The following is a 26,295-nucleotide window of genomic DNA, read 5'->3' on the forward strand; positions in this document are numbered from 1 at the left end:
GAAAAGATGTGATTGTATATTTTTTAAAATCACTAAAGATCGTCCAAGAGCATATGATTTTTCAGTGACTTACAAAAATTTCATTTCGGTACTATATGAACTTTACCGAATTTTATACGTTCTTTTCTGCCCCAAAACTGCCCCAAACGTACCATTTTTGCCCCAAAGGTGCCCCAAAAATTGCTTTCCTAAGCATTGACACTGTTTATTTATACAGTTTAAATTTAACTGTATATCAAACCAGTAAAAGGAGAATTTTATGTTTGTGGAACTCGTTTACGACAAACGCAATGTAGAGGGGTTACCGGGTGCAAGAAACATCATTCTTAACGAGCTGACAAAGCGCGTACACCGGATCTTTCCAGATGCCGAAGTGAGGGTTAAGCCGATGCAAGCTAACGCATTAAACAGTGACTGCACAAAGACTGAAAAAGAACGACTTAATCGTATGCTGGAAGAGATGTTCGAGGAGTCTGATATGTGGCTTGTGAATGGAGAAGGTTTTCGCTGATGATTTCAGAGATGATCACTACGCCTATCAATGTGTGCTGGTGAGTCAACAACCCCAAGCAGGTGGGAAAATACCTGCACTAAAGCACGGTTAATGGTAATATTTTTCATAACTATTATTTGATGGCAATGAAGAGGCTGACCTTGATACCAAAAAAGATTCACTATATTTGGGTAGGTAATAAACCTAAACCCCCATTTGTTTTAGAGTGCATCGCTACATGGAAAAAATTCCTCCCAGATTATGAAATTATAGAATGGGGAAATGAATGTCTGGACTCCATTAATAATACTTACGCGATTGAAGCGTATAAAAATGAAAAATGGGCTTTTGTGTCCGACTATATAAGACTCTACGCCTTATACCATCACGGTGGTATCTATCTGGATACAGATGTCGAGGTAACAAAAGAATTTGATAACCTGCTATCACTCGATTTTTTTAGTTGCCATGAAGTGTTTAATGGCAAAACTCTCCCTATTACATCAGCAGTAATGGGGGCTTCTAAGGGAAATGGTATTATAAAAGATTTACTGGATACATATAAAAATAAAAAATTCATAATTAAAAACACATTTGACCTAACACCAAACACACTGCTAATCACTGAGTTCCTTGTCAAGGAATTCAATATATCTCAACCTTTTTTATCTGACAACACAATTCACCTAAGAGAAAAGGAAATAATTTTCCCATCAAATTATTTTTGCGAGAGAGTTGATAATAAAACAAATTATTCCATACATCACTTCTCCGGCTCCTGGTTACTATCTCATACCAGAAAAGATAAATTAAAAATTTTCAACAGACTGATCGTTAGTCGATTAAAGAAAAAATCAGATAAAGGAGAACTCCCTATTCTATCTAATGAAAAACCACTTTTTTCAGTTAAGCTAACGAAAAAAATCTCATATTTACTCTTACTTAGAACCCCATGATCGCTCTACTCGACCTGATGCTGTTTACAATTACAGTGATATTCCGGAGTCATTGAACGGGTTTACAATAAACGAAATGTCGGTAGGCTGGCGAGAGCCAGAGAATTTATTCTGGTTGGAATGACAAAGCGCGTACAATCCGCAGTTGCGTCGTCTGCAAGAGTGCAACTGCGGCAATTCGCTATTCTTCGCCCTTTTTCTGTCCGCATAACCCGCAAAAAATAACCCTTATAACCCCAAAAGGTATTGACACCAGATTAGCCAAGGGTTACTATAACCCCATCAAGACAACACAGAGAGCCGGAGGATGGATAGCAGGAATGCAATAGCAATGATAGAAGCCGATGGGTGGTATCTGGTGAGAGTAAAAGGCAGTCATCACCAGTTCAAACACCCAACGAAGAAAGGGCTGGTAACGGTGAAACATCCACAAAAGGACATACCGCTACCAACTCTGAAAAGCATCAAAAAACAGGCGGGGCTTTAGGCCCCCCTACTGGAGGTTTTAATGTTATACCCCGTTGCTATTGATAAAGGCGATTCATCCTTCGGCGTTCGCGTACCTGATATTCCTGGCTGTTTTTCTGGCGGCGATAACTATCAGGATGCAATCGAGAGCGTACGTGAAGCAATCGACGCACATATAGAATTACTGGTGGAAGATGGTGAAGCTGTACCGGAAGCTACCAGTGTGGAAAACTGGCTGGACGATCCTGATTACGCAGATGTAGTATGGGCGCTGGTGGATGTTGATGTTACACGATTGATGGGGAAAGCGGAAAAAATCAATGTCACCCTTCCCTCTTTGTTGATTCGACGTATCGACCAGTTTGTCGCCGCACACCCTGAGTACGGTAGCCGTTCTGGCTTCCTGTCCCGCGTAGCTGCTGATAAAGTGATAGGACGAGAAAAACGATAAGCCTCGCAAGAGGCTTTATTTACAATAAATTTCAGTAAAATAAGGACATATTCAATGAGCGCCCCTTTCTTGTTAAGCGTCATAATTCCTTGCTACAACTGCCAGGATTATATTTATGAATGCTTGCAATCTGTATGCAGCCAGGTTGATGATAGTGTCGAAATCATTGTAATTAATGATGGTTCAACAGATAACTCGCTTAAAGAAATAGAATCTTTTATCAAAAAAGCGACTCAAACTGTCAGAGTGATATCTCAAAAAAATCAGGGGATATCCATCGCAAGAAATAATGGAATAGAGGCATCATCTGGAAAATACATAGCGCTACTGGATGGAGATGACCTTTGGACGCCGTCCTTCTGGGAGAAAATCCGCCCAGTGATAGAGAATGGCGAAACTGATCTAATCGAGTTTAATATAAAAGTGCTTTATGAATATAATAACAAAATGAAAGTCCCATTAATAACGTCATCTGATGGACACTTTAAAATAAACTCAATAAGTGATTTACGTGAAACTTTTCTAAGAAGTCAATGGTATGCCTGGGCCAGAGTTTACAAAAAGGATTTATTTAATGAATTTAAATTTCCTGCTGGAAGGCGCTACGAAGATGTTGCGCTATTACCAAAAATATACCTTTCAGCAAAAGAAATCCACCGCATAACTGATGAACTGGTGCTCTATCGCATCAGGCAGGGAAGCATAACCACCTCCACGGCAAGTATGGATGTAGATGATATAATATATGCTTTGAGCGTTTTCAAAGAGTTAGCTAATGGTAAAACTAAAGATGAGATTGAAATCATATCGCCATCTGTATACACTACATACAATTTTGCAAGAAAAATCAGCAAAAGAATTTATGGCTATTGTTTTTTTAACAATACGCAAATTCATGATATAAAGAAAGCACTCAAGCCATATTTCAGAACACAAAAAACAAGCCGTCGTATTAGATTGTTTTTTATCCGTGAATTTTGCCTTGTAAATAAATTCAAATACAAGTTAAGGCTACTCGCTGGCACTAAATAGTATAGAAGGTGGCGACCTGTGTTTGTCCGTTCCTTTCTAATGGGCTTAGAGATACCTAAGCCCAAATCACTTTGTTAGGCTGGTTGTTCCGGCCAGTTAATGTCCGGCGCATCTTCCGGTTTTACCCGACTAAGTAGCACACGGTATTTTTTCCAGGCGGTCAGCAACTTCACATCGTCATCGGTCGCCATATCGAGATCGACAGCATCCTGAAGCATAGCAATTGTGTTATTTGCCTCCTGCATCAGGCTGGCTTTAGTGTTTTGAGCGTCGGTGATGTTGGCGGCTTTTTCCGCTTCTTCATCCTTCACCCATTTTTTGCCATCCCATTTTTCATATGAGCCATCCGGTGCAACTGAAACTACGTTATCAGGCAATGATCCCAGTGATTCGATAGAAATAGCCTGTCCAGTCTGGATGTCATAGACAGTTTTACCACGATGATCTTCAACCACAGACCATTTCTGATCGTTATTATTAAAAACAGCAACATGACCAGCAGGAGTATCGGGAGGGGCAATATCTGTGCTCCATGCGGGTAAACCTGTATGCGCAGGAATAAAACCATCACCTTTCCCGATAAATTCACCACTGTCAGCGGAAAGATTATAAATCGTAATAATTCGGTCTGAGTCTGTCATTTCAAAAGTCATTATAAAACTCCATCGCAGGATGAGTGAACAACATGCTGCCTTCCTAGAGCATACTGCCAGTTAATGCTGGAGGGCGGAGTTACAATACTGCGCCACGCCAGTTTCATTTGTGCTGCTACGCTGCCAGCTGATACTTGCCCGCATCCCGCCCCCATAGCAGGGAACACAACGCGCCGAATTTTACTGTGTTCAGGATGTGTCTTGTTGTGGTGATATACAGCAAGCAGTGCTGCCCGCGTAGCAAGGTAAACAGCGTCAGTGCCACTGATAATCAAAGGAACACGCATCGTCGGAGCATGTACCAGCCAAGGGTGTTTAGAATCTCCGCTCTCAATGACAAAAGCCGAGCCAACAGGCTGCTCTCCCAAATATTCATTAACGATGCGCTGCTGAACTCTGGTCATCAGTTGCGTGCCAAAAAACGCGGTAATGGCGGCATCGACACCACCATCCATCAAGCCAAAAGAGTTAGCCGCGCTGACCATGCAATCAAAATCTGGAATTGTTTCAAACGGCTTACTGATAATTTCTACATTTTCATCATCAGAAAAAAGACGCTCAAATGCCTCCGCGATTTCAGGAACAGGGGCAGAAAGAATTAATTTAATCATGCAAGTCTCACGATATAGTTAAGCGCAATGTTTTTTACGGTGTTTTCTACATTACCTGCCGCAGCAACAGTAATAGTGTGATTATGAGCCCCCAACACCATATTATGCGTATGTGCCCCTAAAACCACATTATGGGCATGAGCACCAATGCCAACGTTATGGGCATGGGCTCCTATACCGACGGTATGAGCATGCGCACCATTTGAGGATGTGTTCATACCTTGTGAGTTGTAGTTCCAATGATCGCCCGCCATTTGAACATTACCGGGCGTTGCCCCTGTTCCCCATGTATTCCCGCTCGGTGGCGCTGAAATAGTGGTATGGCTATGCGCTCCAGTGTTATTGGTCGTTTTAGTACCGTGATCGAATGATACTGTCGATTTAGTACCATAATCGAATGATACTGTTTGTTTTGTACCGTAATCGAATGATGTTGTCGCCTTTGTCCCAAGGTCAGTGTTTGCTGCGGAAGCTGAGTGGTTGTGCGACTTAATGCCGTCCTGCTCGAAGGACAACACGGCACGACCGCTGGCAGGTTTACCCTTGATGGTTTGCCCACGCATATCAGGAATTATCCCCGAGGGATAGGCAAGCGCTAATTTGGGATACTTCGTTTTATCAAACGTCTGCCCCTGCATAAGAGCATATAATCCAGATGGATTTGAATCAGACGGCCACGGAATTGGCGCGCCAACGGGGTAAACATCATTTAACCCAAGCGTCGCCAGTTCCCCTAATGCCAGATTACTTCTTGCCTTTGCTTTATCCTGGAGATCTGCAAGGTTTTGCGCTTTTAACAAGGCATTACCCACACCACTCCCTACCAGCAACTGTATCGCCTCAAATAACTGGGTATGTTTCCCTTTTTCAAGGGTCTCACCAGCACCTTCCACGACACTGCAAATCTCTTCCTGTACGGCATCCCACATGTCACTGTTAAGATCCGTCGCGCGGCGGCCGGTTGCCGGGTCTCCGTTCGTAAAACCATTTTTCCCCGGCCCAAATTTATCAACCTGAGCCGTGGCTGTATCAATTCGATGCATCTTCTGTTCCTTCCGGATAGGCAAAAACAACAACGGTGTGCGACGGAGCAAGTTTGTCGATCACACATTCCGCAACGGTATCGCCCCATGTCCTGATCGCTGAATCACAGGTACTGCTGCATGTCTGCCAGTTAACATTCGCGTCAGCCGGAATATTCACGCGCCAGTAGTAACGCCAGAACTCGCCCCATTCAGGATCAGGCGTGCTGTCGAGGTTCTGAAACTGTTCAATGGTGGCTGTGGTATAACCGAGAGCATTAAGCTGGTTACGGTAAAACTGTTCGTTAATCCCCCCAGCGACGTTTGCTTTAGCATCCAGACGCTGCTGGCGCTGGCGTAACGTCTGCACGCCATCGGGGGCGCAGGAGTCCGGCAGCCCGTACAGCCCCTCATAGCGATCAATCAGTTCAGTCGTCTTTGCCGGGTCAATTTCATTCATCAGTGCGCCTGCGCGCTGGTGTACGCGGGCCAGTGACGGGGCCAGACCTTCAATCAACGGGTTCTTTCCTTCCCATGCGGGGCCGGGAGGGAGCAGGTGATAAAGAAGCTGTGTGTATTCATCATTCAGCGCCATGGCTATTCAGTCGCCTCCGTGTAGGTCTCCCAGGTGATATCCCCGAGTACCGGCAGCTCAGTCTGCCCCAGCACAACATCGACCGTCGGCGCGCGCAGCTGGTGGGCCACTTCGTCAGTCGCAAGGCTGATGGCTTCGCTGATGCGCGATACGTAAACCTTCCCGGATGGCTGGCCGTCGCGCAGCATCAGAGAATTAAGCTCTGCGGTAACGGCAGTACGAATCTCCGGGGTGTCTTTCGCCAGCGCAATGGTCACCGGAATAACTTTTTCTGCGGCCGCGAAAACAAACAGGCCACTGCCCGCCACCGGCGCCCGTGGCAGAATATGTTCTCGCACGGCCTGAACAATATCGTCACCAGGAGCCGGGTTTGCCGGGTCACTGGTCGCCACCATCACGCCGACCGTCCCGATCCCCTGGTAATGGCGGAACGTCCACGCACGGGTAATGACCGCAATCTCTTTGGCCCAGATGACGTAATCAGGATCCGCACCGCCCTGGGGTGTCCAGTAGTAGCGTTCCATCACTCGTGCCCGCCACGTCTCCAGCTCCTCCACATCATCACCGCCGTTCAGCGTATCTGCATACCCGGTTGATGGAATACCGCTAACCGGCGTCCCCAGGCGTAACGCGGTGCCATCATCGGTATTACCGGCAGAACCGGCAACGTCGGCAACAACCGGCACACGTAACAGCCCATCAGAAGCCGTAACGGTCTGCGTGGTGGTGAACGTCACCTGGTCATCGCGCTGGATCTGTGTACCCGCAGGCAGCGTCGGTGTACCGCCAAGACCATCCCAGCGAGCAAAACCGCTTGCAGCCACCGCGTCTTTTCTCGGGCATCGCTTAATCCTCGCATGCCGGTATAGCCAGTCCTCATCGCATAAATCCGGCAGCATGTTCCGGGCCAGATAATCAAGGTAGCCATAAAGCGTATGAACGGCGGCCGCCTGTACCCTGGCGTAAACCTCAGCATCCATACGCCGCAAAACAACATCCTGCTGAAAGCGCGTCAGTAAATCGCTGCGAATGGTGGCGATCAACTGCGGAAGTTCGGGTCGTGCAAATTGACTGTCAGCCATTCAGTTCGCTCCATATATCGTCAAAGGTAATGTTGTGAATTGCCCCGTCACGCTGATAAACCGTCACACCAGCAGCCAGGGTATCTATCCCTGTACGCTCTGAGATCACATCAATGCGCGCTGCCACGCCGTCTTCAGTCATCCACGCCAGCGCCTGCTGCATATATTCGCGGGCATCCTGCGGGGTTTTGTTGGTGAGTTTCCGTCGCTTCAGCAGATACAGACGGGAGCCGATACGGTCATTCTGGACAGTGGGCCAGGTGTCTCCCCACCAGCCGTATGGCTGCGGGGTTTTATCGTCCCGCTCAGCGCGGCGCCAGGAGAAGAGAGAAATCACCACGGCGCGCGTCAAAAGGTCGAGCGGATCCGTGGCATCCTTCCGGATTCCATTAACATAGAGGATCATGGTGTCAGCTCATGGGTTGGTCTGGCTTGTCGGTCGTTCCACCACCGTCGCCATTTTCTTTATGGGTGTGACCGTTATACGTTACGCGCATCTGCGCCATGGTTTTTCCGCTGCCGTCGCAGTTATCTTTGATGTCGTCGGTGGATTCGATCGGCATTTCAAAGCGGGCTTTGGGGGCGTTTGTGAACACAATCGGCTTACCGCCACCATCCACAACAATCCCGTTACGGGTCAGGGTGACCGACTGGTTCAGATCGTCATAAATAGCGACTTCTCCGCGTTTCAGCCCCTTCAGCCGATAACGTCTGTCGGCAACAATAACAGCAACGCCGTGGGAACGGTCACCGCCGGGAAACAGCACCACCGCTTCCGCGCCGTCCTGCGCAGCAGAGGTAAAACCGTAAGGCTCCAGATGCTCAACGCCCTCCTTGGGTTCGCCTGCAATGAGTTTCAGCCCGGCCGCCTGGCATTTTTTCGCCGTATCGAGCGCGGTAATAACAGCGCGCGCTACGATATTCCGAAGGGAATTGCTCATCAGAAATCGATCCCCCCGCTCGTTTTTTTAGCCGCTTTTGGTCTGGCGGGTTCCGGCAGATAAGCATCAGCAGGACCCACCCTGATTTCAGTGACGGTGCCGTTATTGTCCTGGCTGTACGTCACCTCGGCAATCACCAGCGTTTCATTATCAAAACCGTTCAGCGGGTCATACACCACCACGGACTGGTTAGGCTTCCATAATTCCCCGTTTCCCTGCCGCCAGCCCTGTACGGTGTAGGTGGTTTCCTTCGTTTTGGCTGCCCGCTGCCGCGCTTCAAATTCACAGCGTGATTTGCAACTGTCAGTAGTGGCCGTACCGGACTGCTGGAGCGTGCGGGGGCGATAGCGGGTCACACCTGCATCGGTGGTACTCTGCCGGATAGCCGCTATGGTCGCTTCGCCAAAATCATCATCGGTGCCCGGACGTTGCCCGGTGACAAGATAGTCTGAAAATCGGTCTCGCACGCTGCACTCAGTGTCGCATGACAGAATATTCTCCCCCAGCACCAGTGCGGTAACGGCTTTCGCGCTCCCCGGTTTGCCCAGCACCAGCCGCCCCTGCTCATCGTCATACGCCAGCGCCTGAACCTGCCCCAGCAGGCGGTTAAGGCAATCCACCACCGTTTCGCCATGCTCAGGCTGCGCATCAATGACGGCCACCGTAGGCGCACCGGTATCAACAACCTCCACGCCAAACGGCCGGGCCAGTGCGCTGGCGATACGGAACAGATTTTTCCCGCTCTGCTGCGCGGGCGCCGCAGTGCAGTCGATGAGATCTGCGGTTTTACTTCTGCCAACAATGCCACGGGTAATACTGCCGGCATCGTAACGCAGCGGCAGCGCTTCAACCCAGCCGGTGATCACCTTGTCATCGCCAATCAGCACTTCCACTTTATCCCCGTTTTTTATCCGGGGTGCGCCATCCTCACTGCCGGGCCACTGGCTGGTAATCGCCACGTTAAAATCCCGGGCGATACGGTCAATCCCGGCGCTAATCCTGACCGACGTCCAGCCGCCCCATTCGCGCCCGTTGACGCGCAAGAAAACCGTATTGTTCATCGTACTGGTACCCTCAGCGGTTCAACCGGGACAAAGCCAGGATGGCGGACAGGATTGCGTGTCAGAATATCGGACTCCCGCCCGGCGTCGTCATACCACGCAGCAGCCAGCACCAGCGCAGGCAAAACATCATCAGGCGTTCGCTGCGCGGTGCGCTCAACCTGCGCCAGCCGCGCAGAAATGTCGCGGTTCAGGTCAGTTCGCATCACGGAAATTTGCTGGAAAAGCACATCATCAATGATGCGCAACTGCTCCTGATCAATCGCGGTATTAAGCGCTGTCCGGATATCTTTCAGATCCTCATAGTTCGGTGGAGGACTGTCGTTGCTGACGGTCTGAGCGCCATCCAGCGCCGGGTGTGTGATATTGATAATGTCAGAGTCACGGCCGGTCCCTGCTGGTTGATTTGTCCCCCGCAGACCGGACACATCACGCGGCTGTGCCAGCGCCGTCACCGTACTGGCAGCCGTACTGATGGCCGTTGTCCGGATAGCCGAGGCGATCAAATTGCTCTGTGTCTTTTGGGTGATAACTGAACCAGAATCAGTGACCCAGGTTCCCCTGGGAGAAAGACCAGGATCCAGCGTAATGCCGGACAGGGTTTTTATCATCGTGACCAGATCAGAGGTATCGCCACTCAGACGGTCACCGGCGCGCCAGGCTTTCTGTAACGCACGAACAAAATCATTTGCAGCGCTGGGCGGCATCAGTATGACGGATAAATCCCCTTGCAGCAGACGCATGGCCGCAGAGACGCCGGAATCCACCATGTTGAATGCATCAGCGACGGTATTGATCATCGCCGTTGCATCAGCAATAACGTCATTCTGAATGAAATCCGCAATGCCTGAGAGGCCGAACGCAGAAAACATACTGTCAATGGCATCATCAAACAGCCCGCAGGACTCATCCAGACGCTGCGCCGTCGCCATACCTGCAACAGGAAAGGTAAGTTCACCACTCTCCACAAATTCGAAGGTTATTCGCGACATGCGCCCTTCCTGGCTGCTGTGCGATACCTTTACGGTTCCGTTAATACTGCCCTGCATCTCACCGTACTGCGGATGGACCAGCGTTCCCGGCCCTGCCGTTTCAACGGCAGCAATGAGACGATCCCGTTTATCGGCGTAGTCATCCCCGATAACGTAAGCGTTGACAGTTAACCGGCGCGCGGCCCGTCCCAAATCTTCCGTAAAGGGTTTGTCCCTGTTCGGGTATTCATGGGTCTGGACGCGCCGCCCGAAAGAGGCATCATCATCCTCAACGGAGAATGGCACCCCACGGAATGACGCATCGCGCAGGCGGTCGCGCCAGTCCGGCGAAGAAAAAAACGCCATGTTCTCACCTTATGAAAAATTGCCGGAGCAGGTTAACGAGGGGTTTTAAAGGGCGAATAGCCCACATCGTGGGAAATACCCATCAGCGGATTACCGGAGGCCGGAATATCAGTCACGCGCATCCCCTGAGGGGCATTTTCAAAGGTCACTTTGAGTTCACTGCGCTGCGTTGTTGATGAAACAGCACGATCCAGAACGCCCGGCGTCCTGTTTAGTGGAACAGAAGGTTGATAACGCCCTTCCGGGATCGGAGCGTCCATACCCAGGATTTCTTTAAGTCTGGGAATAAAACCGTTGTATCCCCGCTCCCGTTCTTTCGTCTGCATCTTCTGGACAACAAAAGAGCCAGCGTCCATCCCTGCATCACCGGCTGCTTTTCCCATATCCTGAAGTTCTTTAAAGAGTGATACCGCAACGCCGATTGTCAGCGTCATGGCTCCCATTCTGCCTATTTTACCCAGCAGTCCGGATAACTGGCCTGCCAGCAACACTGACTGCTGCAAAGCACCAATTGTTTTAACCGTAAAGGATCCGGCCATAACCAGACCAACACCCTTTATCACGTTTTCCCAGCCTCCCATCGCCTGTGCAACGTTATCCACTTCTTTCCATACGGCTTTAATTACAGGGCCAACTTCATCCCAGTTCTCAATGATCAGCATGGCGCCAGCGACAAGTGCAGCAATCGCTATTTTTGCCGGAGAGAGATTAATGACACTGTTCAGGATTTTAATGGCGCGGGACAGCGTACCAATCGACACACCGACAGCCAGCAGTGCGGCGCCGAATTTCGCGGCAGACTGCACCAGTTCAGGGTTTGCCCGGACAAACGTTCTGACCTGTTCCAGATAAGGCTTGACCTCTTCCGCAGCCTCATTAATCGCAGGTAAAAACGTGTCGCCAAGCGTGACAGAAATCGCATTGATACTGTTTTTCAGCAGGATCAGCTGGTTTTCCGTCGTGGCCGCGCGCGATGCGTATTCCTTCTGCATCGAGCCACCGTACTCCTGCGCATCCGCAACACGGTTAAAATTGGTGCGCAGCAGGTCAAGGTTTGTCAGCAATGGCGCAATCGCCCCTAACGATTCCTTGCCGAACAGGGCATTCATAACGGATGCCTGTTTTGCTTTCGGCACCTTCGCCAGCGAGTCCAGCACTTTCAGCATCGCCGCGCGTGAATCTTTCTGCATATCGGCGGCCAGTTGCGCCGGATTCAGCTTCAGAAAAGCCATCGCCCGCTTCTGCGACTTCGTCGCGGAGTTTCCGGCGGTAAGCGACAGCATAAAGTTTTTGATGCCGGTTGACGCAATCTCAGACTCTACGCCCATCCCGGCAATGGTGGCTCCCATCGCCGCAATTTCACCGGAGGCCACCCCGGCAACACTGCCTAATGGCCCGATCCGCGTCACGATATCAGAAATCTTTTTCGCATTCGCCGGACCGGTATTCCCCAGATAGTTAATTTTATCGGCGAGGACAACCACATCATCCTGCGTCAGTTTGAACGCCGTCCGCCACTGCGCCATCATCTGGCCTGACTCTTCAGCAGTAGTGTCAAACGCCACGCCCATCTTCACCGCATCGTTTGCGAACTGCATCAGATCACTGCGGGCAATACCGGACTGCCCCCCGGCAGCAACGATTTCGGCGATACCTTCCGCCGCCATTGGCAACCGGGTTGACAGGGTCAGAATATCGTCGCTCATCTGTGCAAAGGCTTTTTTATCGTCCAGCCCGTCAACCACCTTACGGATGTCGGCCATTTTCGATTCGAAGCCAATAGCAGAATTCACCGGCATTGCCAGCGAAGCAAGAATTGCCGTTCCGGCAGCGGCAGCCCCCAACGCCAGCCCTGCCATTTCCTTCTGAAACCCCTTCAGTTCCCGCTGCATCCCTTTCAGCGGGCCGGATAACTGGTCAACGGCGGTGATGATGGCTTTTAACTGGAAACTGTCAGCCATGCTTTATTTCCTCATTGATGCGGACGGCCTCCGATTCCAGATCCAGAAAATCGGATATAGCCGCCCGCCGGAGTTCAAGGGGGTTTATTCGCCAGTAGTGTGCTGTGTTGTAGAGCCGGCTTCTGAGGTTTCCTCCGTCTCCGATTGGGTAAAAAAATTGAGGATCAGCATGCAGCCTTTGAAAATATCCAGTTTTGTCAGCTGCGCTGCCGAAGAACGGGGGATCCCGGCAAGTAGCGGGAGATATTTCAGCGCGACGAAACTGTCCAGTTTTACCGCCCCTTCAGCGGAAACAGTAAACGGAAACCCCGTCGCCTCAATTTCATCATAGGACGGCTCACGCAGCTCCAGCACATGAAGCTTTTCGTTGTGCGCCATAATCGGCTTTTTAAGCACCAGTTCTTTTGTCATTGGTAAAATCCTTCCTCACCGTGGAACTCCAGATCCACCGTGCCCTCTTCGGGGTTATGGTTGGCCTCGCCGTGCAGCCAGGCGTTTGAGAGAACGTACACCTGACCATTTGCCAGCTCTGATGTGATGGTCATGGCATCAGACGATGTGATTTTGCTGACAGGGAAGTTCTTCGGCACTTTGGCCGTGACCTTCGTATACGCAGCCCGGCTTGTCTCCTTGTAGTCAACAGAACCGTCCAGGCCGATCACGTCATCACGGACTTTTGTGTTCATGGGGACTTCAATACCCCCGGTGATCGACAGCTGCTGGCCGTCAATTTTGAAATACGTCGTTCCAGCAATCTTTGCCATTATGCGGCCTCCTCGTTGTATTGCAGGCGGAACTGGTTAAGCACAGCAAACACGCGCAGCTGGTTGACATAATCCGGCGGGAACAGCACATCCAGACGGTTCGGATCGTTCGCGTTACGCTCAACAATCAGGTATTGCTGGAACAGGTCAAAGTTTTCCACAATGCCCTCACGTTCCAGTTGTCGGTACGTTGAACCCAGCTCACCACGGATAACGGCTGGCGTGACAATCGCCTGGCCGGGACCGAAGCGGGTACCGTCGTTCGCCAGTTTATGGCGGCCATATTTGCTGGTGATCACCGATTTCAGGCGGCGCAGCACATAAGCGCTGGTATGCAGCGTCTCGCTGTCGAGATAGCTGTTATCCGCCACACCGTAGGCATTGGTTTTGTAAGTGGTGATGTCACGCTGGATGCGCAGCACGCCAGCTTCCGTGTACGCGGTCGCAATCCCATGCATCAGCAGGGACTGCTGCTCGGTGATGGTAAAGCGCTTGCCGGTTGGTGCAGGTAGCGCACCGGTGAGTTCTCCGGTCTGCGTAGGACGTGCCGGATCGATACGCAGGAAAACAGCTGCCCGCGCCAGACGATAGCCCACCAGCTCATCAACACACGTCTGTACCTCTTTCTCATAACCGGCAATGGTGATGTGCTGATAGTTGAACGTATCACCATAGGTCACCAGCTCAGACAGCGTTCCGGTCCTGGCCGTGTAGACATGACCATAAAGCTGGCGAATGTAGCTCCAGCGTCCGGAGCTGTCGTTCATTTCAACAGACATCGCCTGAAGGGAGTTCGCATCACTGAACGGCAGGCCGATATAGTCAAAAGGCTCGTCCCCCATCGCGGCAATCGACTCAGACAGGTCAGGATCGCCTGCACCACCGCTCATTTTGCCGATCTGGATACTCAGCCCGGCGGGAGTTTCTTCACCGCTGGCGGTACCGTAGTAGTTCAGGGTTAACGGGATGCTGTTGCCCACCGTCCCGCTGTTCACCGCAGAAAGATTAACGGTACCCTGAGCGTCTCCGCCGGATGTACCCTGGTATTCAGCACTCACAGGCAAATCAGGATAGTTGTTGATAACACTCACCAGCGCCTGTGCTACCTGATCGCCAGTGTCCCCCGTCGCCACCGTCACCTGCACCTTACGGGTACCGACATAAAGATTCACGGAACCAGCATCTGTCACGGTGCCGGTAACCGTCACTGTACCGGTTGCCACCTCGCCATTATCAGGTACGGCAATCACCCAGAGTTCTCCGAACGGATCAACCTGGCGATATGCTTCAACCATACGCGCCAGCTGGCTGCCACGGCCTGCCATTTTTTTTGCCAGGTCCTTCGATGGCATGATCACCAGCTGATTCAGCGGCATATCTGATTCCGGTAATGCCATCCCGATAAGGAGGGAGGGAGCACCACCCTGGGCGGTATTCGCCGCGCTGTTATCCATTTCGGCATAAAACAGCGGCACCCGGTTATCCGCCGGTATAGTGTTAAAGCTTACGGTCATTTTTTATCCCCTTTACGTGAGATTTTCTCGATGTCACCGGCGGCTTCCCGGCGGTACCACCAGGCGCTTTCCTCAACATTTCGCCCGGCAGCAGGCAAAAGGTCGCCTCGGGCGGGATCCGGAACGGACCGCCCCTCTTTGGGTTTCACAAACATTATTTTTTCCAGTCAGGTGTGGGGTGATTACGGGAATGAGATTTCAGCGCGGTGTTCAATATTACCGTCCGGCCCGTCGCCGGGATCGATGTAGTCCACATCGATGCTAATCAGTTTCAGATCATCCAGCGCGTCAAGATCGTCCTGCTGGCGTGTGTCTGCCTCGTCGATCTCATACTTCACCGTGAAGTCGAACTGGTAATAAAGTTCATAGCGGTTCAGCTCCAGCAGCATGCCGCCAGCGTACTGAATTTCATGGGCGTTCGGATCCGGACACCAGCCCAGCAGGGCTTTCCAGAGTTCATGACGAACATCATGCACCGCATCATAAGATGCCCACTGGCCTTTTTCGTCGCGCTCATTACTGAGGACGACAATAACGGAAAAGCCCTCCGTCAAATCCTGCCAGTAGTCTGTCTGGGAACGTTGTTCCCCTGTCACATCCTCTGACGGTACGACATAGGCGGCGGGCAGTTTCAGCTTTCCGGACTCCGGGATCGCTTTAAACTGCGCGGCACCACCCACACGATTTTCAAAACGCGGGCAGCGGCCACGCAGCGCGGCCACAATGGGTGTCAGTTTCATTTCTTTTTCCTTCTCTGGGGACGCAGGGACCTGCGCAACTCACGCGACAGCACATAGCGGGTCCAGCTGCGGCGCCGCTCCAGCACCTCCGCCATATAGTTATTGCGTGGGGCGATTCTCCAGCCACTGCCACCGGACGCACCGCGATGATGGCCTTTTTTACGTTTCGCGCCACGGCGCACGCCGTAGAACAGAAACGCCGGATAAAAGGCACCGGAAATATGGCGATTCCCCTCACCGTTCTTCTGGTTGGGAGCAATCTTCACCATCAAACCTGGGCGTCGTCTGGATGCGCGAGGAACGTAATAACCTATTGAGCGGGCCAGTTTCCCTGTACGGTATGCCGGGTTTTCGCCAGGTGCAGAGCGTCCCCGACGCATGACCAGACGGCGGGCATCCCGCATATGTACCTGACCAATGGTGACAAACGCCCGTCGCATGCGGGCGCGATTGAAAACCAGCTCTTTCGGCTGTTCAAAATCAACGTGTAAAAATGCTTTGTTCTGCATAGCCAGCTCCCCGATCCGTGCCGAGTTCCTCGCATTCAAGCAGCAAAAAGCGGCGCTTACTGTTCAGGTCACGCACACGTCGGATGCGGTAACTCTGACCGTCACAGACCACCTCATGATCGGCGGTAATATTCCGGCGCCGGCGGATCGTGAAATAGTGCGTTACGGTGTTCTCTGTCTGCACGGAACCCTGGTAAGCAGCAGCACCGGGTTGCGCCATCTTTGCCCAGGTACGGATTTCATCCGGATACGTGGGGGACACGCCAAAATCATCATCCGGCTCATCCACCCGCAGGCGAATGGTAACGCGCTTATCCAGTTCGCCCGGGTCCGGCAAAATGTAGGTCGCGCTGGTCTGCGCCTGTCTGAGTTTCATAGCGGGATATACCTGTAAGGCCCGACCAGCCATTTGAAGCTCATCGGTAACTCAAGTTTTTCAACCTCAGTGACCGCCGAGCGGTTCTCGTAGAAGTGGGTGACAAGCATCAGTAAGGCCAGCTTCACGTCATCCGACATCACCAGCCCGTCGGGATCGTCAGTTGGTTCAGTTGCATACAGCTTACGGTTGAGAAAATTCTCAGTCCGGCTCTGTACCGCGTTTCCCAGCAACTCCAGCAGGCTGTCCTCGTCGGTAAAATCCTCGTCCAGCCGGAGCTGGAGTTTGATTTCTTCCATCTTCAGCAGCATAAAGCCTCCTGTGCCCGCCAGATTGCGGGCACAAAAAAACCGCATTACGCGGCGGACTGTTGTTCCGTGATAAAGGTTATCAGCTGCTGGCGCTGCCTTTGCCCACCAGCGCTTTAATGGCGGAGGTGTCTTCCAGGATGCAGTCGAAGCGATGGAACGCCAGGAAGCCGGTCTGATCAAACTCAGCGTAACGTTCCACCAGGCGTTTCAGGATCATGTAGCGCACGCGGCGGATAATAAAGCGGTCAAAGTCACCGCAGAACATGAATTTTTTACCCGCCCCGATATCATCAATCTCCTGATCGATAACATACGGCACATTCAGCACAGAGGCTGGCGCCACGCCAACGATATCCGGCAGCCACAGCGGACGCCCCTGACCATCTTCCATCTCGCTGATGAGTTTCAGCGTATTGTCGTTAAATGCCAGGCGGAACTTCGGACCGCGACGGTATGCCGGATCAATGCTGTGCTTCAGCGCCAGAATTTCCTGCCACTTCACCGCAGCGGCAGCCGCAGTCTGCGTGGTGCCACTCACGGAGGCGGCCAGACCTTTCGGCTGTTTCGGTGTGCCGGCACCGGTACCCTGAATCAGATAACGCGCTTCACCACGGCCGATACGCTCTGCAATGCGGCGGGCAAGATAAGCTTCCATGTCGATCGCGCTGTCCTGCAACAGTTCGTTAGACACGCGGATGATTTTGGAGGTCATTTTCAGCGCGCCCAGGCTGTCCATGCCAAATTCGGTATCTTCTTCACCGGCTTCTTCATTCTCGCCAAGCAGGACACCGACCTCGGCTGTACCGTCAGCCGTTGCCCATTCCATAGTGCGTCCGTCGGAGGTTGTCAGGATCTGCGCCACGCTGGCGATACCACCGTAAGCCTTCATCTGCTCGACGACTTTCGCAAGGAAAGTGTCCGGCACGGTATAGCCGCCCTTTTCATCCGGCGCGACACCCTGAGCACGCAGCTCACGCAGGGCCTTACGCTCTTCAGCGGTCAGCTCACTGGCACCGTGGCGCATCCATTTATCAAAAATCTGGCCGCGCTGTTCATCCGGCTTTTTACCGTTATCCTTATCCAGATTGTCGCGCTGCTCATCGCTTTTATCATCGATGTATTTCTGATCCATATCGCGCAACTCTTCTTCGCGGGCAATACGCTCATCCAGCCCTTCCAGCTCGGTTTTAGCCTTATTCCATTCAGTGCGCTGCTCATCAGTCCAGGCGTTATCGCCGATCTTTTCATTCAGCGCACGCATTTCGGTCGCGATGGTATTGCGCTTTTGTTTCATTTCATGAAGCTTCATGGATGTTTCCTTATGCATTAAGAAGTGTCAGGACGCGCTCACGCGCCATTCGTTGGTTAATGGCAAGCTTCAGCGCGCCGCTGTCGCGTGCTTCCTGCCAGGCTTTCAGGGAGCGAACCCCGGAATCAGCTTCCTGGTACGCCGGATACGTTACGGGGCTGACATCAAAGAGACGCGAGAAACGCGAAATCTCACGAATAACCACGCCCTCTTCATCCTCATACCAGCGCTCGCCGTCCCGGGCGACCTTGAAGGCAAAACTGGACTGGTTGATGTCGCCGCGCAGCATCGGTGCCAGCACCAGATCGCGGATGGTCTGGGTATCGGGTGCTTCGATGTCGTAACGCAAACCACGCTCATCGGTCGAAACCGTCAGCGTACCGGACGCACTGCGCCCCAGAATAAAGTTAGGATCATGGTTGAACAGGCCACGTACATCGTCGCCCAGCACGTCATCAAACGAGCCTGGCTTGATAATTTCGCGGAACCCCCATAGCGGTTCAGAGCGCGAATTAAACACCGAGCCATAACCGATAATGCGCGTCGGCTGTTGATCGTGCTGCTCGGCCCTGACTTCGCCGCTGTAGCAGCGTATTTCCCGATCGTCACTCATCGGAATTGCCCTCCGTTTTATCGTCGTCTTTAAAATCTTTTGCCGGATCTGCGGCGTTGACGCTCACCAGCATCTCGTCGAGCCCGTCTTTAGGGTTCATATCCTCAAAGGCGCGAGCCTCGTTGCGGCTCATCCAGCCATCAGTGATGGCAAAGTGGTAGAACTGAGCACGCTCTTTCGGCGTGCCGCGCAGCAGGCCTGTCAGGTTAAAGCGGACGTAATACCCGGCCTCCCGCTCGGCGCGGGTGAACAGACGACGGTTTATCTCCTGCTCCCAGTTCGTTACCCAGGGCATCATCGTGTAACGCACAAACTGAATGGCCTGCTCGGAGATATTGGAGAATGTCGCTTTTTCCAGGTCGTTAATCATGTGTGCCGGTACGTTGAAAATTCCGGCAATCATTGAACGGTTAAGCTTCATCATGTCGATGAGCTGGGCATCAACAGGGGAGACGGTCAGAGCTTTATAATCCAGCTCTGCCGGCAGCAACATGGTTCTGTTTTCCTGGCTGCGCAGCATGGCAGAGGCTTTCTGCCACATCTTTTTGAGACGATCCCAGGAGTTGTCGTTAAGTTCCCCTTTTACCGACACAATCCCCGCCGGACGGGCATTCCCGCTAAAAAAGCTCTCGGTATATTTCTGCCCGCTCATCCCCATACCGATCGTTTCGGCGTGCTGGAGTATCGGACTCAGCCCCATCTTCTGGTTATTCCCCAGCGCCCGGATGTGGATCATGTCGTCAGGGCTGATAGCAAAAGAGCCCTCTTCGTTGTACATGCCGTAGGTGTAGCGCCCGCCAGTATTCAGCAGTGTCGTTTCCCATGGCATGCAGGCTTCAAGCTGGATAACTTCACCCCGGCGATTACGCTTAACGTGGGTATAGCCATTTCCCCAGCCGAGGATATGGCGCTGTTTCAGCTCGCGCCATTTATAGCTGGTTTGCCAGTCGTTCGGCTCATCATGAACCAGATAAAAAACGGGGTGATCCCGCGCAGGCTCCACAAACTTCCCGGTTCGCCGCATAACGTGTAGCGGCATCTGGGCAACGTTAGAGGAAATGACGTAAATACAGGCATACACCGCCGCCAGCTTCATCGCCGTTTTGGGGTTAACGATCACGTCACCGTTAAAAATCCCGTCGTTTTCGGCCGCTTCAGCAGTCAACGGAACAGCCGGATTTTCAAGCGAGTTGCTTCTGAACATGGCATTAATCAGCATTTTGATCCCCTTGCTGCCAGCAGCGCCCATAACAGAAGCCCGGCACCGCCAGCCATAAGCGCAGTCGCGGCGCCGTATTTTAGGTAAATACCGCCCACCAGCGCGCCAAAGCCAGACAGCCCGGCGACATCGATAATTAGTGATTTCACAGGAATAAAACGTCCTCGTCTGGATCGAGATTGGAGAGAAAATCTTTTGGCTCGTTCAGCATTGCGCGGCCAACACCCATCATCATGCCGACGGCACCATCGATTTTGTTACCACCGCCCTCTTTGACCGGGCGGACAACATCATCACTGCCAGGCAGATACTTCCCGACAACGTTTGACACACACCATGTCATCAGCGGATTACCGTCGTGATGGAAGCGGCCAGCAGCGATCGCGGCCTCAATCTCCCGCATCGGGTCGCTCATGTTGGTGTAGTTCTGGGTGATGGTGACGGGCTCCAGCCCTTCATCCTGCAACATATGGGAAAGGCCTGTGGCGCCATAAGGGTCAATCGGGCTCGCCGCTATTTTCACGGTTTCACGTAATTTCAGGATCGCTTCGAAAATAAGGCGGTAATCCACCTCAGCCCCGTCCGACGGAACCAGCACGCCCTGATTAACAAAGGACTGGTAACGGTCGGCGATCGTTTTCAACGCCGGGTCCGTGGCGTATACGGTATCTTCCGGCACCCAGAAGAGAGGCGAAACACAGTAGTAATGGCTCAGGCCGTCTATTTCTCGCCGAAAAATCGGCACGACGGCGTTCAGATCCAGTTTTGATGCCAGGTCGATGCCAAGATAACACTCTTCCCCGGCAAAGTCTGACAATTTCAGCGTCTTATCCGCTGCTGCCATCCACTTCTGTAAGTTGTAGTAAGCCGCTTTAGAACTTACCCATTTATTGAAGTGTTTCGTCAGGATCTTGTTGGTCTGGCTCGGCGTGGACATCGCCAGCAACTGCTTCGCCCTGAGAAAACTGTCTTTTATCGACACGCCATAGTTTGGATTCGCCTTAATGAGTGCTTCCGGCTGAGTCCAGTCGTCTTCGTCATCAAGGGTATAAATAATCCCAAAAATAGCCTCGTTTTCGCCCCCTTCCCTGATGCGTTCCAGTATCTCGACAACCTGTGCGCGTTTCTCATAGCAGGGGGAAGCAATATCAAAGCCCGCTGTCGTGATGATCAGCGTGATGGGCTGTTCACGCGCCCCCATCCCGGTGGTCATCGTGGTATAGAGCGCATCAGTATCATGCTCGTGATACTCATCGATGATGGCGCAGGACGGTGAATCGCCGTCGCCGGGGTCACCGATAACGGGTGCAAACAACGAACCATCAGGGCGGGTCATTTTCTTCGCCCAGGGCTTGATGCTGAATTTCTGACGCAGTGACGGGAGTTTCTTCACCATCGCCAGCGCGGGTGCAAACACTTTCCACGCCTGTTTTTCGGTCGTGGCGCCACAGTAAACTTCCGCCGCATACTCGCCATCAGCGCAGAACATGTAATTCCCGACAGCGGCAGCAATCGCCGATTTACCGTTTTTACGCGGCACCTCAATGTATATTTCCGTGAACCGGCGAAACCCGTTATCCCTGCGTACCCAGCCGAACGGCACGCCCAGAGAAAACTTTTGCCAGGGTTCAAACTCAATACGCAGCTTTCTGCGCGCCCATTCGCCGGAGGTATGCGGCATTTTCTGGGCAAATCGCAGAAATCGCTCTGCCTTATTTTTATCGAAGCGGTAAGGCCATTTTGGATCTTTAGCGCGCTCCAGATCGTCCAGATGTCGCTGACAGGCAAGAATGGTTAACCGGCAGGCCAGAATCTTCCCGTTCACGACGTCCCGCGCATACTGGTTCGCCGCATTGACGTTCGGATATGTAGCCATCAGTCAAACTCATCAAATTCATTCCCTTCATCGTCCGGATCATTTTTGCCGCTGGTCATACGAATGCGGCTGAGCGGGTCTAACCCAAGAAGTGAACCCAGACGGGCGAGTTGCGATACAGAGTCATTTCTGACATTAATGGCCGGGTGTTTTTTTTCACCGCCCATTTCGCTGGATACCGTCAGGCCGTCTTTCGCAATAATATTTTCGGCTTCAAGCATCAGATGAAACGCATTGCAGTACGCCAGCAAAATCGGGGCGTCCTCCAGTTCAAACACGCCGCGTTCAATTAAAATTTTGCTCTGTGTTTTCCAGAGACGGATCGCGACATCCCCCATCAGTTCATCAGGCGGCGCGATCCTGGTCAGTTTGCTTTTTTGTCCGACGGGTAAAATCCGTTTTCGACCTCCACCTGAAGATCTAACAACACCCCCCATAAAATCCCCTTTATCAATAGGCAAAACCTTCCCGAAAAAAGTTTCTTATTTTGGGCGCGTAAAAATTTGATGAGGCGGGCAGTCCGGGAAGGCAAAGGCTGGAGAGATTTTACCCCGCCCCCCTGTTGCGTCCTTCGCGGGCTGTCTTCTCCCGGTGGCAGGCGGTGCAGAGACTTTGCAGGTTCGCATCATCATCCGTGCCGCCCTGAGATTTAGGAATGATGTGGTCAACGTGGCGAGCCTCGACAGCCACCCCCTGCCTGCGGTGCTCACAACAGAGCCCGCCATCACGCTTCAGTATCCGGATGCGCCGTCGATCCCATGCAGTTCCGTAGCCTCGCTGGTGGCGTGTCTGGCCGGGCTTGTACTGCTGCCAGCCATCACCTTTATGCTCATCACAGTAGCCGCTGCGATCGGTCGTGGTGTTCCGGCAGCCTCGTTTTCTACAGGCTTTCGGCGTTCTCGGTGGCATGCTATTTCCTCCGGAATGCGTAGCTGCTTATCCCGTCGCGGCCCAGCCTGCTTTCAATCGTGTTGTGCTCAACACAGGTAAATCCCTGCGCTTCGAACCACATCAGCAGCCCTTCATGCGTCCAGTACCAGATGTGCTCATCCTTACGGTAATGGCGGGAAGTCAGAATATGTTCAGCGTTGTCAAATATCGGTAGCGAAACAAAAACGAACTCTTTCGCCTGTCGTACCGCGCGTTCCGGATCATCAATATGCTCCAGCACATCCCACATCGTAAGCGCCCGCCAGCGGCTGGCATACAGATCGGCGTAAGCATTACGTTCATGCAGCCAGGCCACGCCCGCAGGATTAACATCGAAGCCCAGCGCGCCGGGGTAACTGCTGACGAACTGACCTGAGCCGATCCCCACATCCAGTACAGGCCCCTGATAGTGGCGCATCACAAGCTGAATACGTGCCGCCGTCAGTTGCTGCCCCATAGATGTATCGGCCATCGCCTGATAGCGCGCGAAGTAATCCGCGTTATAGGGCCGGTCAGCAGGAACGGGATAACGTCCCATTCCCAGCTCGGGCAACCACACCAGGCCGTTTTGCAGTTCATTTGAGAACAGTGTCATGTAACCAGCCTTTGAATTTGTCCAGAAAACCTGTGATGTGCTTGTTGCAGTCGTGTTCCATGCTGGCGCACATGCAGTAATCATCGGGCTGCGCCCAGCCGACACGGGACAGGTCCATTTCAGGATCTGTAACGATATGCGGGGCATTGTGGGCGCCGCAGCCGCCCTGAATGATGAAAACAGGCGTTTTGTAGCAGACTGCCGCAGGCAGCGCCCAGCCCACACCAGAAACGACAACGGCGGCATGTTCCACCAGCGCCAGCATTTCGGTTAGAGACAGCTCGCCGCTGTGCAGCTGCAAATCGGCTTCAGGTGGCTCACCCACCAGCCACTCTTCCCCGTCTTCCAGATCAGCCAGGCTTACTACGTAGAAATGCTTGCGCAGTTCCCTGGCAGCAGCGGCCAGATATTTCGGATCAGGATTGCGTGCCGGGTTCGCCCACTCTTTACGGACGGTTGCAGGACGAATCACTGCGATCGGCTTATCCGCCGTCACTGGTGACTCACCATACGACGGCAAATCGAACACGCTGGCCGCCTTGCCGAACTGCCATGTCATGGCGTCAACAATAGAACCTTTCTTCAGCTCTTCCGGACCATAGAAGATAGTAAGGACTTCTGACGGGCGCGCCGGTTCCCGCACATACACCAAGCCCGTTTCCTCTTCATTTTTACGCTGCGTTCGCAGGCTGGTACCGGAGCGGACAAATCGCACATCCAGATCAGAGTAAAGCTCCGGCCATGGAGTACGCAGGAACGCTCCGGGGAACTGGCGCACAAACGCACGCTGATAAATAGAATCACCAAGCCCGTACATCCCTCGGATGCAGACCTTTCGTCTTAATGCCATAAATGTCCTACAGAGAAAGCGCAGCCTCTAACGGCTGGCGGGGAAAGCAGGTAAGCCGCGTATAGCGGGAACAGTTAATAATTTCGGCACCACCAGCGATAGCCAGCAAGCGGCTGAACTCATCATGCCAGCGCGCCACGCTGAATTTATCCGGATTAGCCAGCAACTGGTGGTTGCCGTGCCAGTGGGTTCCGTGCCGTATTGAGCAGTCGTACCCCAGAAGCAGAACACGGTGTGCGCCCAGATGGAGCGCCAGTTCAATGGCGCGTTGCCCGGAGTTGAAGGAACCAGGCAACGCGGAGGGAAAGCAGTTAATACCAAAGCGGCGGGCGGTAAACTCATCGCCGCACCATCTTTCAGCAGATGAAGCGATCATGCGGTGGTGTTCTTCCCACCAGCAGCAGTCAGCCGCATAGATAGCGGCGCAAAACGGAGTCGCTTGCCACGAACTGTTCACCGCGATTATCGGAATATCGGCTTGATTAAGTGTCTGACAATCATCGTATGTCAGTGATGGGCCGCTAGCCACACATGCAAAAGTAGCCATACTGCATACCCGTTATGGCAATAAAAAACCGCCCGTAGGCGGTTTATTGAGATTTATCTTTAAAATAATAACCAATGATAAAGCCCAATGATGTTCCAAGAGCCCCAATTACCACAGCAAGAACCTTATCAAGTTCTAAAAGGGTTATATTTTTTGCTTCTTCATACAGCCCTTGCTTATGCAAATCAACAATCCATCGCACAGCATTGTCGTTATACCAAAGGGTAAAAAAGAAACACCCTCCAATCAGACCAAAAAAACCAATCATGAACCAAAAAGTGAGGGCGCTTCTTGTTTTCCCGTCCCTCTGTAATGCCCCGAGAGAAGAGAACTCCTGTTCATCAGCCTCTTTTTTCACTCTTTCGTGCTGAGCTTGGGTCTCTTTAATTTTTTTAAGGGCATCGCTTAGGCTATCGGTGATTGGCGTAATTTCAATCATTAGACTTATCCACCGCTTTTACACCAAGGGCTTTGATTACTTTTGTATAGTCTTTCCACATCGATTCATTGTAGTTGTGTGAATCATTCGATGAGGCTAGCAATAAGTCTATCATTTGCTTAAGACGAGAGAGCATCAGATCCTCACCCTCACTGCGATTTTCACGAGCTTCTGTCTCTGATATCAGATCAAAGATGCGTATTGAGATATTATAAATGTCTTCAGACAGCTTATCTCCGGCATCCCTGAACCTAGAAAGATGCTCTATCATTTGTTTGTTGGACAAACTATCCATGATTTCTCCCAATAAACGGTCAACTTTGCTATATAGGAAATCATAACATAATTAAGCATTATCACAGGCACTCCGTGAATGCCTGCTGTAATGCCTGTCACATTAAGAGAAGGAGACGCCTAAATTAACCAGTACGGCTCTTTTTTCCTCAATACGACGGTCAAGCTCAGCCACAGCATGTGGGCGTATAGCATCCAAAAAGGCATTATCCTGATAGGTAGATTGGATTGTTACCCCAAGCCCTGCACCACTCTCCAGAATACTTTTCTGTCGCTGTAGTTCTTTTATCTCGTTATTGATGTAATACGCTTCACTTAGGTTCTCTGCGTTCACGGGCAGACTCCTTCTTGCAGTTAGCCTGCACTGATTTGTTATGGGCCAGGATGTCGCGCTTGGTCTGCTTATCCAGCACGGCAATATCGTGTTCAGTAAGGTAGATGATATTCACCCAGTCACAGGCCGTGTCCGTTACTTCAGGTTTTGCGGGTAAAGTTTTCGCGCAACTCACGGTCAACATCGTCATCAGGAAGATGATTAACAGTCTGCTGTACATCCCTGGCTCCTTTTGTTTTCTCTACCCGGCGTTCTGCAACGGCTTCAGTAGCTGCCGCGCGTTCTTCTGTGCGCTGGATTTCGGCTTTGGCTTCCGCTTTACTGGTGCCGCGCAACTGGCCGAAACCAAAAGCACCAGCGATAGCGGCAATCACCGCTGCGGCCAGGCCGATAATCATTTCAAGTCCCATAG

General features: G+C 52.1%; 37 protein-coding genes and 1 pseudogene. 5 read left to right on the forward strand and 33 right to left on the reverse strand.

Features of this window, described 5'->3' with window-relative positions:
• The first annotated feature begins 259 nt into the window (after positions 1-259).
• The 5 genes from OGX93_RS04820 to OGX93_RS04840 all read left to right on the forward strand — a co-directional run bounded on the left by OGX93_RS04820 (position 260) and on the right by OGX93_RS04840 (position 3,400).
• Positions 260-511, forward strand: coding sequence for a DinI family protein (locus tag OGX93_RS04820; RefSeq protein ID WP_190286984.1), 252 nt, complete (start codon positions 260-262; stop codon positions 509-511).
• Positions 512-639: 128 nt separating this feature from the next.
• Positions 640-1,449, forward strand: coding sequence for a glycosyltransferase family 32 protein (locus OGX93_RS04825; protein WP_286487778.1), 810 nt, complete (start codon positions 640-642; stop codon positions 1,447-1,449).
• Between the two features lie 307 nt (positions 1,450-1,756).
• A complete protein-coding gene (locus OGX93_RS04830) occupies positions 1,757-1,936 on the forward strand; it encodes a type II toxin-antitoxin system HicA family toxin (RefSeq protein WP_012906750.1) in 180 nt (59 codons plus the stop codon).
• Between the two features lie 21 nt (positions 1,937-1,957).
• Positions 1,958-2,368 carry a type II toxin-antitoxin system HicB family antitoxin gene (locus tag OGX93_RS04835; protein ID WP_190286983.1) on the forward strand — a complete coding sequence of 137 codons (411 nt, stop codon included), beginning with the start codon at positions 1,958-1,960 and terminating at the stop codon, positions 2,366-2,368.
• A 54-nt stretch (positions 2,369-2,422) separates the two neighbouring features.
• Positions 2,423-3,400, forward strand: coding sequence for a glycosyltransferase family 2 protein (locus OGX93_RS04840; protein ID WP_286487779.1), 978 nt, complete (start codon positions 2,423-2,425; stop codon positions 3,398-3,400).
• Between the two features lie 74 nt (positions 3,401-3,474).
• Here the strand turns inward: OGX93_RS04840 and OGX93_RS04845 are convergent, their stop codons facing one another.
• The 33 genes and pseudogenes from OGX93_RS04845 to OGX93_RS05005 all read right to left on the reverse strand — a co-directional run bounded on the left by OGX93_RS04845 (position 3,475) and on the right by OGX93_RS05005 (position 26,293).
• Positions 3,475-4,053 (reverse strand): tail fiber assembly protein, encoded by a 579-nt coding sequence (locus tag OGX93_RS04845; protein ID WP_286487780.1) that lies wholly within the window; start codon positions 4,051-4,053, stop codon positions 3,475-3,477.
• Between the two features lie 17 nt (positions 4,054-4,070).
• Positions 4,071-4,664, reverse strand: a pseudogene (locus tag OGX93_RS04850) (macro domain-containing protein); the annotation flags it as partial.
• Positions 4,661-5,707, reverse strand: coding sequence for a phage tail protein (locus OGX93_RS04855; RefSeq protein ID WP_286487781.1), 1,047 nt, complete (start codon positions 5,705-5,707; stop codon positions 4,661-4,663). The gene OGX93_RS04855 and the pseudogene OGX93_RS04850, both read right to left, overlap by 4 nt.
• Positions 5,694-6,281, reverse strand: a complete 588-nt coding sequence (locus OGX93_RS04860) for a YmfQ family protein (protein ID WP_286487782.1) — start codon at positions 6,279-6,281, stop codon at positions 5,694-5,696. Before OGX93_RS04860 ends, OGX93_RS04855 begins: the two co-directional genes overlap by 14 nt.
• A gap of 2 nt (positions 6,282-6,283) precedes the next feature.
• A complete protein-coding gene (locus tag OGX93_RS04865; protein WP_286449791.1) occupies positions 6,284-7,363 on the reverse strand; it encodes a baseplate J/gp47 family protein in 1,080 nt (359 codons plus the stop codon).
• Positions 7,356-7,769 carry a phage GP46 family protein gene (locus OGX93_RS04870; RefSeq protein WP_200077416.1) on the reverse strand — a complete coding sequence of 138 codons (414 nt, stop codon included), beginning with the start codon at positions 7,767-7,769 and terminating at the stop codon, positions 7,356-7,358. Before OGX93_RS04870 ends, OGX93_RS04865 begins: the two co-directional genes overlap by 8 nt.
• Positions 7,770-7,773: 4 nt before the next feature.
• The gene (locus OGX93_RS04875) at positions 7,774-8,304 is read right to left on the reverse strand and encodes a phage baseplate assembly protein V (protein WP_286487783.1); all 531 of its coding nucleotides are present in this window, start codon (positions 8,302-8,304) and stop codon (positions 7,774-7,776) included.
• Entirely contained in the window at positions 8,304-9,365 is a 1,062-nt protein-coding gene (locus OGX93_RS04880) for a phage baseplate assembly protein (RefSeq protein ID WP_286487784.1), read from the reverse strand. Before OGX93_RS04880 ends, OGX93_RS04875 begins: the two co-directional genes overlap by 1 nt.
• Positions 9,362-10,702 carry a DNA circularization protein gene (locus OGX93_RS04885; RefSeq protein ID WP_286487785.1) on the reverse strand — a complete coding sequence of 447 codons (1,341 nt, stop codon included), beginning with the start codon at positions 10,700-10,702 and terminating at the stop codon, positions 9,362-9,364. The genes OGX93_RS04880 and OGX93_RS04885 overlap by 4 nt, the downstream gene beginning before the upstream one ends.
• Before the next feature lie 32 nt (positions 10,703-10,734).
• A complete protein-coding gene (locus tag OGX93_RS04890) occupies positions 10,735-12,663 on the reverse strand; it encodes a phage tail tape measure protein (RefSeq protein ID WP_286449787.1) in 1,929 nt (642 codons plus the stop codon).
• A gap of 84 nt (positions 12,664-12,747) precedes the next feature.
• Positions 12,748-13,074 carry a phage tail assembly protein gene (locus OGX93_RS04895; RefSeq protein ID WP_286487786.1) on the reverse strand — a complete coding sequence of 109 codons (327 nt, stop codon included), beginning with the start codon at positions 13,072-13,074 and terminating at the stop codon, positions 12,748-12,750.
• On the reverse strand, positions 13,071-13,427 hold the full coding sequence (locus OGX93_RS04900) for a phage tail tube protein (protein WP_200074544.1): 357 nt from the start codon (positions 13,425-13,427) through the stop codon (positions 13,071-13,073). Before OGX93_RS04900 ends, OGX93_RS04895 begins: the two co-directional genes overlap by 4 nt.
• Positions 13,427-14,941, reverse strand: a complete 1,515-nt coding sequence (locus tag OGX93_RS04905; protein WP_286487787.1) for a phage tail sheath subtilisin-like domain-containing protein — start codon at positions 14,939-14,941, stop codon at positions 13,427-13,429. Before OGX93_RS04905 ends, OGX93_RS04900 begins: the two co-directional genes overlap by 1 nt.
• A complete protein-coding gene (locus OGX93_RS04910) occupies positions 14,938-15,096 on the reverse strand; it encodes a DUF2635 domain-containing protein (RefSeq protein WP_200077423.1) in 159 nt (52 codons plus the stop codon). Before OGX93_RS04910 ends, OGX93_RS04905 begins: the two co-directional genes overlap by 4 nt.
• Before the next feature lie 27 nt (positions 15,097-15,123).
• Positions 15,124-15,681: a phage tail terminator protein gene (locus tag OGX93_RS04915; protein WP_200077424.1), complete on the reverse strand. Its 558-nt coding sequence runs from the start codon at positions 15,679-15,681 to the stop codon at positions 15,124-15,126.
• Entirely contained in the window at positions 15,678-16,190 is a 513-nt protein-coding gene (locus tag OGX93_RS04920; RefSeq protein WP_286462662.1) for a hypothetical protein, read from the reverse strand. The genes OGX93_RS04915 and OGX93_RS04920 overlap by 4 nt, the downstream gene beginning before the upstream one ends.
• On the reverse strand, positions 16,162-16,566 hold the full coding sequence (locus OGX93_RS04925) for a phage head closure protein (RefSeq protein WP_286462661.1): 405 nt from the start codon (positions 16,564-16,566) through the stop codon (positions 16,162-16,164). Before OGX93_RS04925 ends, OGX93_RS04920 begins: the two co-directional genes overlap by 29 nt.
• Positions 16,563-16,877: a head-tail connector protein gene (locus tag OGX93_RS04930; protein ID WP_200074538.1), complete on the reverse strand. Its 315-nt coding sequence runs from the start codon at positions 16,875-16,877 to the stop codon at positions 16,563-16,565. Before OGX93_RS04930 ends, OGX93_RS04925 begins: the two co-directional genes overlap by 4 nt.
• A gap of 79 nt (positions 16,878-16,956) precedes the next feature.
• Positions 16,957-18,186 carry a phage major capsid protein gene (locus OGX93_RS04935; protein WP_200074537.1) on the reverse strand — a complete coding sequence of 410 codons (1,230 nt, stop codon included), beginning with the start codon at positions 18,184-18,186 and terminating at the stop codon, positions 16,957-16,959.
• A gap of 10 nt (positions 18,187-18,196) precedes the next feature.
• Positions 18,197-18,799, reverse strand: coding sequence for an HK97 family phage prohead protease (locus tag OGX93_RS04940; protein ID WP_200090000.1), 603 nt, complete (start codon positions 18,797-18,799; stop codon positions 18,197-18,199).
• A complete protein-coding gene (locus OGX93_RS04945; RefSeq protein WP_048241144.1) occupies positions 18,792-20,018 on the reverse strand; it encodes a phage portal protein in 1,227 nt (408 codons plus the stop codon). Before OGX93_RS04945 ends, OGX93_RS04940 begins: the two co-directional genes overlap by 8 nt.
• Entirely contained in the window at positions 20,012-20,167 is a 156-nt protein-coding gene (locus OGX93_RS04950) for a hypothetical protein (RefSeq protein WP_200074534.1), read from the reverse strand. The genes OGX93_RS04945 and OGX93_RS04950 overlap by 7 nt, the downstream gene beginning before the upstream one ends.
• Positions 20,164-21,894 carry a terminase large subunit gene (locus tag OGX93_RS04955; RefSeq protein WP_200077429.1) on the reverse strand — a complete coding sequence of 577 codons (1,731 nt, stop codon included), beginning with the start codon at positions 21,892-21,894 and terminating at the stop codon, positions 20,164-20,166. Before OGX93_RS04955 ends, OGX93_RS04950 begins: the two co-directional genes overlap by 4 nt.
• Entirely contained in the window at positions 21,894-22,331 is a 438-nt protein-coding gene (locus OGX93_RS04960) for a phage terminase small subunit P27 family (RefSeq protein WP_200077462.1), read from the reverse strand. The genes OGX93_RS04955 and OGX93_RS04960 overlap by 1 nt, the downstream gene beginning before the upstream one ends.
• A gap of 109 nt (positions 22,332-22,440) precedes the next feature.
• The gene (locus OGX93_RS04965; RefSeq protein WP_200077430.1) at positions 22,441-22,803 is read right to left on the reverse strand and encodes an HNH endonuclease; all 363 of its coding nucleotides are present in this window, start codon (positions 22,801-22,803) and stop codon (positions 22,441-22,443) included.
• Between the two features lies 1 nt (position 22,804).
• Positions 22,805-23,419 (reverse strand): methyltransferase domain-containing protein, encoded by a 615-nt coding sequence (locus OGX93_RS04970; RefSeq protein ID WP_200074531.1) that lies wholly within the window; start codon positions 23,417-23,419, stop codon positions 22,805-22,807.
• The gene (locus OGX93_RS04975) at positions 23,400-24,269 is read right to left on the reverse strand and encodes a glycosyltransferase family 9 protein (RefSeq protein ID WP_286487788.1); all 870 of its coding nucleotides are present in this window, start codon (positions 24,267-24,269) and stop codon (positions 23,400-23,402) included. The genes OGX93_RS04970 and OGX93_RS04975 overlap by 20 nt, the downstream gene beginning before the upstream one ends.
• Before the next feature lie 7 nt (positions 24,270-24,276).
• Positions 24,277-24,816, reverse strand: a complete 540-nt coding sequence (locus tag OGX93_RS04980; RefSeq protein ID WP_286487789.1) for a hypothetical protein — start codon at positions 24,814-24,816, stop codon at positions 24,277-24,279.
• A 43-nt stretch (positions 24,817-24,859) separates the two neighbouring features.
• Positions 24,860-25,255 carry a hypothetical protein gene (locus OGX93_RS04985; protein ID WP_286487790.1) on the reverse strand — a complete coding sequence of 132 codons (396 nt, stop codon included), beginning with the start codon at positions 25,253-25,255 and terminating at the stop codon, positions 24,860-24,862.
• Positions 25,248-25,550 (reverse strand): hypothetical protein, encoded by a 303-nt coding sequence (locus OGX93_RS04990; RefSeq protein WP_200077434.1) that lies wholly within the window; start codon positions 25,548-25,550, stop codon positions 25,248-25,250. Before OGX93_RS04990 ends, OGX93_RS04985 begins: the two co-directional genes overlap by 8 nt.
• A gap of 102 nt (positions 25,551-25,652) precedes the next feature.
• Entirely contained in the window at positions 25,653-25,883 is a 231-nt protein-coding gene (locus OGX93_RS04995) for a hypothetical protein (RefSeq protein ID WP_114647309.1), read from the reverse strand.
• On the reverse strand, positions 25,861-26,067 hold the full coding sequence (locus OGX93_RS05000; RefSeq protein ID WP_225622024.1) for a hypothetical protein: 207 nt from the start codon (positions 26,065-26,067) through the stop codon (positions 25,861-25,863). The genes OGX93_RS04995 and OGX93_RS05000 overlap by 23 nt, the downstream gene beginning before the upstream one ends.
• Complete coding sequence (locus OGX93_RS05005; RefSeq protein ID WP_192466404.1) at positions 26,024-26,293, reverse strand: hypothetical protein; 270 nt, start codon at positions 26,291-26,293, stop codon at positions 26,024-26,026. The genes OGX93_RS05000 and OGX93_RS05005 overlap by 44 nt, the downstream gene beginning before the upstream one ends.
• Positions 26,294-26,295 lie beyond the last annotated feature (2 nt).

The organism is Citrobacter sp. CK195, assembly GCF_030333365.1.
In the GTDB taxonomy this organism is placed as follows: Bacteria; Pseudomonadota; Gammaproteobacteria; order Enterobacterales; family Enterobacteriaceae; genus Citrobacter_B; species Citrobacter_B koseri.

Excerpts from the sequence above, each read along its gene's own strand:
- OGX93_RS04840 (WP_286487779.1), top strand. The coding sequence starts at position 2,423 with ATGAGCGCCCCTTTCTTGTTAAGCGTCATAATTCCTTGCTACAACTGC.
- OGX93_RS05005 (WP_192466404.1), bottom strand. The coding sequence starts at position 26,293 with ATGGGACTTGAAATGATTATCGGCCTGGCCGCAGCGGTGATTGCCGCT.
- OGX93_RS04965 (WP_200077430.1), bottom strand. The coding sequence starts at position 22,803 with ATGCCACCGAGAACGCCGAAAGCCTGTAGAAAACGAGGCTGCCGGAAC.
- OGX93_RS04835 (WP_190286983.1), top strand. The coding sequence starts at position 1,958 with ATGTTATACCCCGTTGCTATTGATAAAGGCGATTCATCCTTCGGCGTT.
- OGX93_RS04885 (WP_286487785.1), bottom strand. The coding sequence starts at position 10,702 with ATGGCGTTTTTTTCTTCGCCGGACTGGCGCGACCGCCTGCGCGATGCG.
- OGX93_RS04830 (WP_012906750.1), top strand. The coding sequence starts at position 1,757 with ATGGATAGCAGGAATGCAATAGCAATGATAGAAGCCGATGGGTGGTAT.
- OGX93_RS04895 (WP_286487786.1), bottom strand. The coding sequence starts at position 13,074 with ATGACAAAAGAACTGGTGCTTAAAAAGCCGATTATGGCGCACAACGAA.
- OGX93_RS04955 (WP_200077429.1), bottom strand. The coding sequence starts at position 21,894 with ATGGCTACATATCCGAACGTCAATGCGGCGAACCAGTATGCGCGGGAC.
- OGX93_RS05000 (WP_225622024.1), bottom strand. The coding sequence starts at position 26,067 with ATGTTGACCGTGAGTTGCGCGAAAACTTTACCCGCAAAACCTGAAGTA.
- OGX93_RS04920 (WP_286462662.1), bottom strand. The coding sequence starts at position 16,190 with ATGCAGAACAAAGCATTTTTACACGTTGATTTTGAACAGCCGAAAGAG.
- OGX93_RS04880 (WP_286487784.1), bottom strand. The coding sequence starts at position 9,365 with ATGAACAATACGGTTTTCTTGCGCGTCAACGGGCGCGAATGGGGCGGC.
- OGX93_RS04925 (WP_286462661.1), bottom strand. The coding sequence starts at position 16,566 with ATGAAACTCAGACAGGCGCAGACCAGCGCGACCTACATTTTGCCGGAC.
- OGX93_RS04825 (WP_286487778.1), top strand. The coding sequence starts at position 640 with ATGAAGAGGCTGACCTTGATACCAAAAAAGATTCACTATATTTGGGTA.
- OGX93_RS04820 (WP_190286984.1), top strand. The coding sequence starts at position 260 with ATGTTTGTGGAACTCGTTTACGACAAACGCAATGTAGAGGGGTTACCG.
- OGX93_RS04990 (WP_200077434.1), bottom strand. The coding sequence starts at position 25,550 with ATGGATAGTTTGTCCAACAAACAAATGATAGAGCATCTTTCTAGGTTC.
- OGX93_RS04970 (WP_200074531.1), bottom strand. The coding sequence starts at position 23,419 with ATGACACTGTTCTCAAATGAACTGCAAAACGGCCTGGTGTGGTTGCCC.
- OGX93_RS04910 (WP_200077423.1), bottom strand. The coding sequence starts at position 15,096 with ATGTTTGTGAAACCCAAAGAGGGGCGGTCCGTTCCGGATCCCGCCCGA.
- OGX93_RS04865 (WP_286449791.1), bottom strand. The coding sequence starts at position 7,363 with ATGGCTGACAGTCAATTTGCACGACCCGAACTTCCGCAGTTGATCGCC.
- OGX93_RS04900 (WP_200074544.1), bottom strand. The coding sequence starts at position 13,427 with ATGGCAAAGATTGCTGGAACGACGTATTTCAAAATTGACGGCCAGCAG.
- OGX93_RS04915 (WP_200077424.1), bottom strand. The coding sequence starts at position 15,681 with ATGAAACTGACACCCATTGTGGCCGCGCTGCGTGGCCGCTGCCCGCGT.
- OGX93_RS04935 (WP_200074537.1), bottom strand. The coding sequence starts at position 18,186 with ATGAAGCTTCATGAAATGAAACAAAAGCGCAATACCATCGCGACCGAA.
- OGX93_RS04875 (WP_286487783.1), bottom strand. The coding sequence starts at position 8,304 with ATGAGCAATTCCCTTCGGAATATCGTAGCGCGCGCTGTTATTACCGCG.
- OGX93_RS04845 (WP_286487780.1), bottom strand. The coding sequence starts at position 4,053 with ATGACTTTTGAAATGACAGACTCAGACCGAATTATTACGATTTATAAT.
- OGX93_RS04985 (WP_286487790.1), bottom strand. The coding sequence starts at position 25,255 with ATGATTGAAATTACGCCAATCACCGATAGCCTAAGCGATGCCCTTAAA.
- OGX93_RS04890 (WP_286449787.1), bottom strand. The coding sequence starts at position 12,663 with ATGGCTGACAGTTTCCAGTTAAAAGCCATCATCACCGCCGTTGACCAG.
- OGX93_RS04855 (WP_286487781.1), bottom strand. The coding sequence starts at position 5,707 with ATGCATCGAATTGATACAGCCACGGCTCAGGTTGATAAATTTGGGCCG.
- OGX93_RS04860 (WP_286487782.1), bottom strand. The coding sequence starts at position 6,281 with ATGGCGCTGAATGATGAATACACACAGCTTCTTTATCACCTGCTCCCT.
- OGX93_RS04930 (WP_200074538.1), bottom strand. The coding sequence starts at position 16,877 with ATGCTGCTGAAGATGGAAGAAATCAAACTCCAGCTCCGGCTGGACGAG.
- OGX93_RS04975 (WP_286487788.1), bottom strand. The coding sequence starts at position 24,269 with ATGGCATTAAGACGAAAGGTCTGCATCCGAGGGATGTACGGGCTTGGT.
- OGX93_RS04960 (WP_200077462.1), bottom strand. The coding sequence starts at position 22,331 with ATGGGGGGTGTTGTTAGATCTTCAGGTGGAGGTCGAAAACGGATTTTA.
- OGX93_RS04940 (WP_200090000.1), bottom strand. The coding sequence starts at position 18,799 with ATGAGTGACGATCGGGAAATACGCTGCTACAGCGGCGAAGTCAGGGCC.
- OGX93_RS04870 (WP_200077416.1), bottom strand. The coding sequence starts at position 7,769 with ATGATCCTCTATGTTAATGGAATCCGGAAGGATGCCACGGATCCGCTC.
- OGX93_RS04945 (WP_048241144.1), bottom strand. The coding sequence starts at position 20,018 with ATGCTGATTAATGCCATGTTCAGAAGCAACTCGCTTGAAAATCCGGCT.
- OGX93_RS04905 (WP_286487787.1), bottom strand. The coding sequence starts at position 14,941 with ATGACCGTAAGCTTTAACACTATACCGGCGGATAACCGGGTGCCGCTG.
- OGX93_RS04980 (WP_286487789.1), bottom strand. The coding sequence starts at position 24,816 with ATGGCTACTTTTGCATGTGTGGCTAGCGGCCCATCACTGACATACGAT.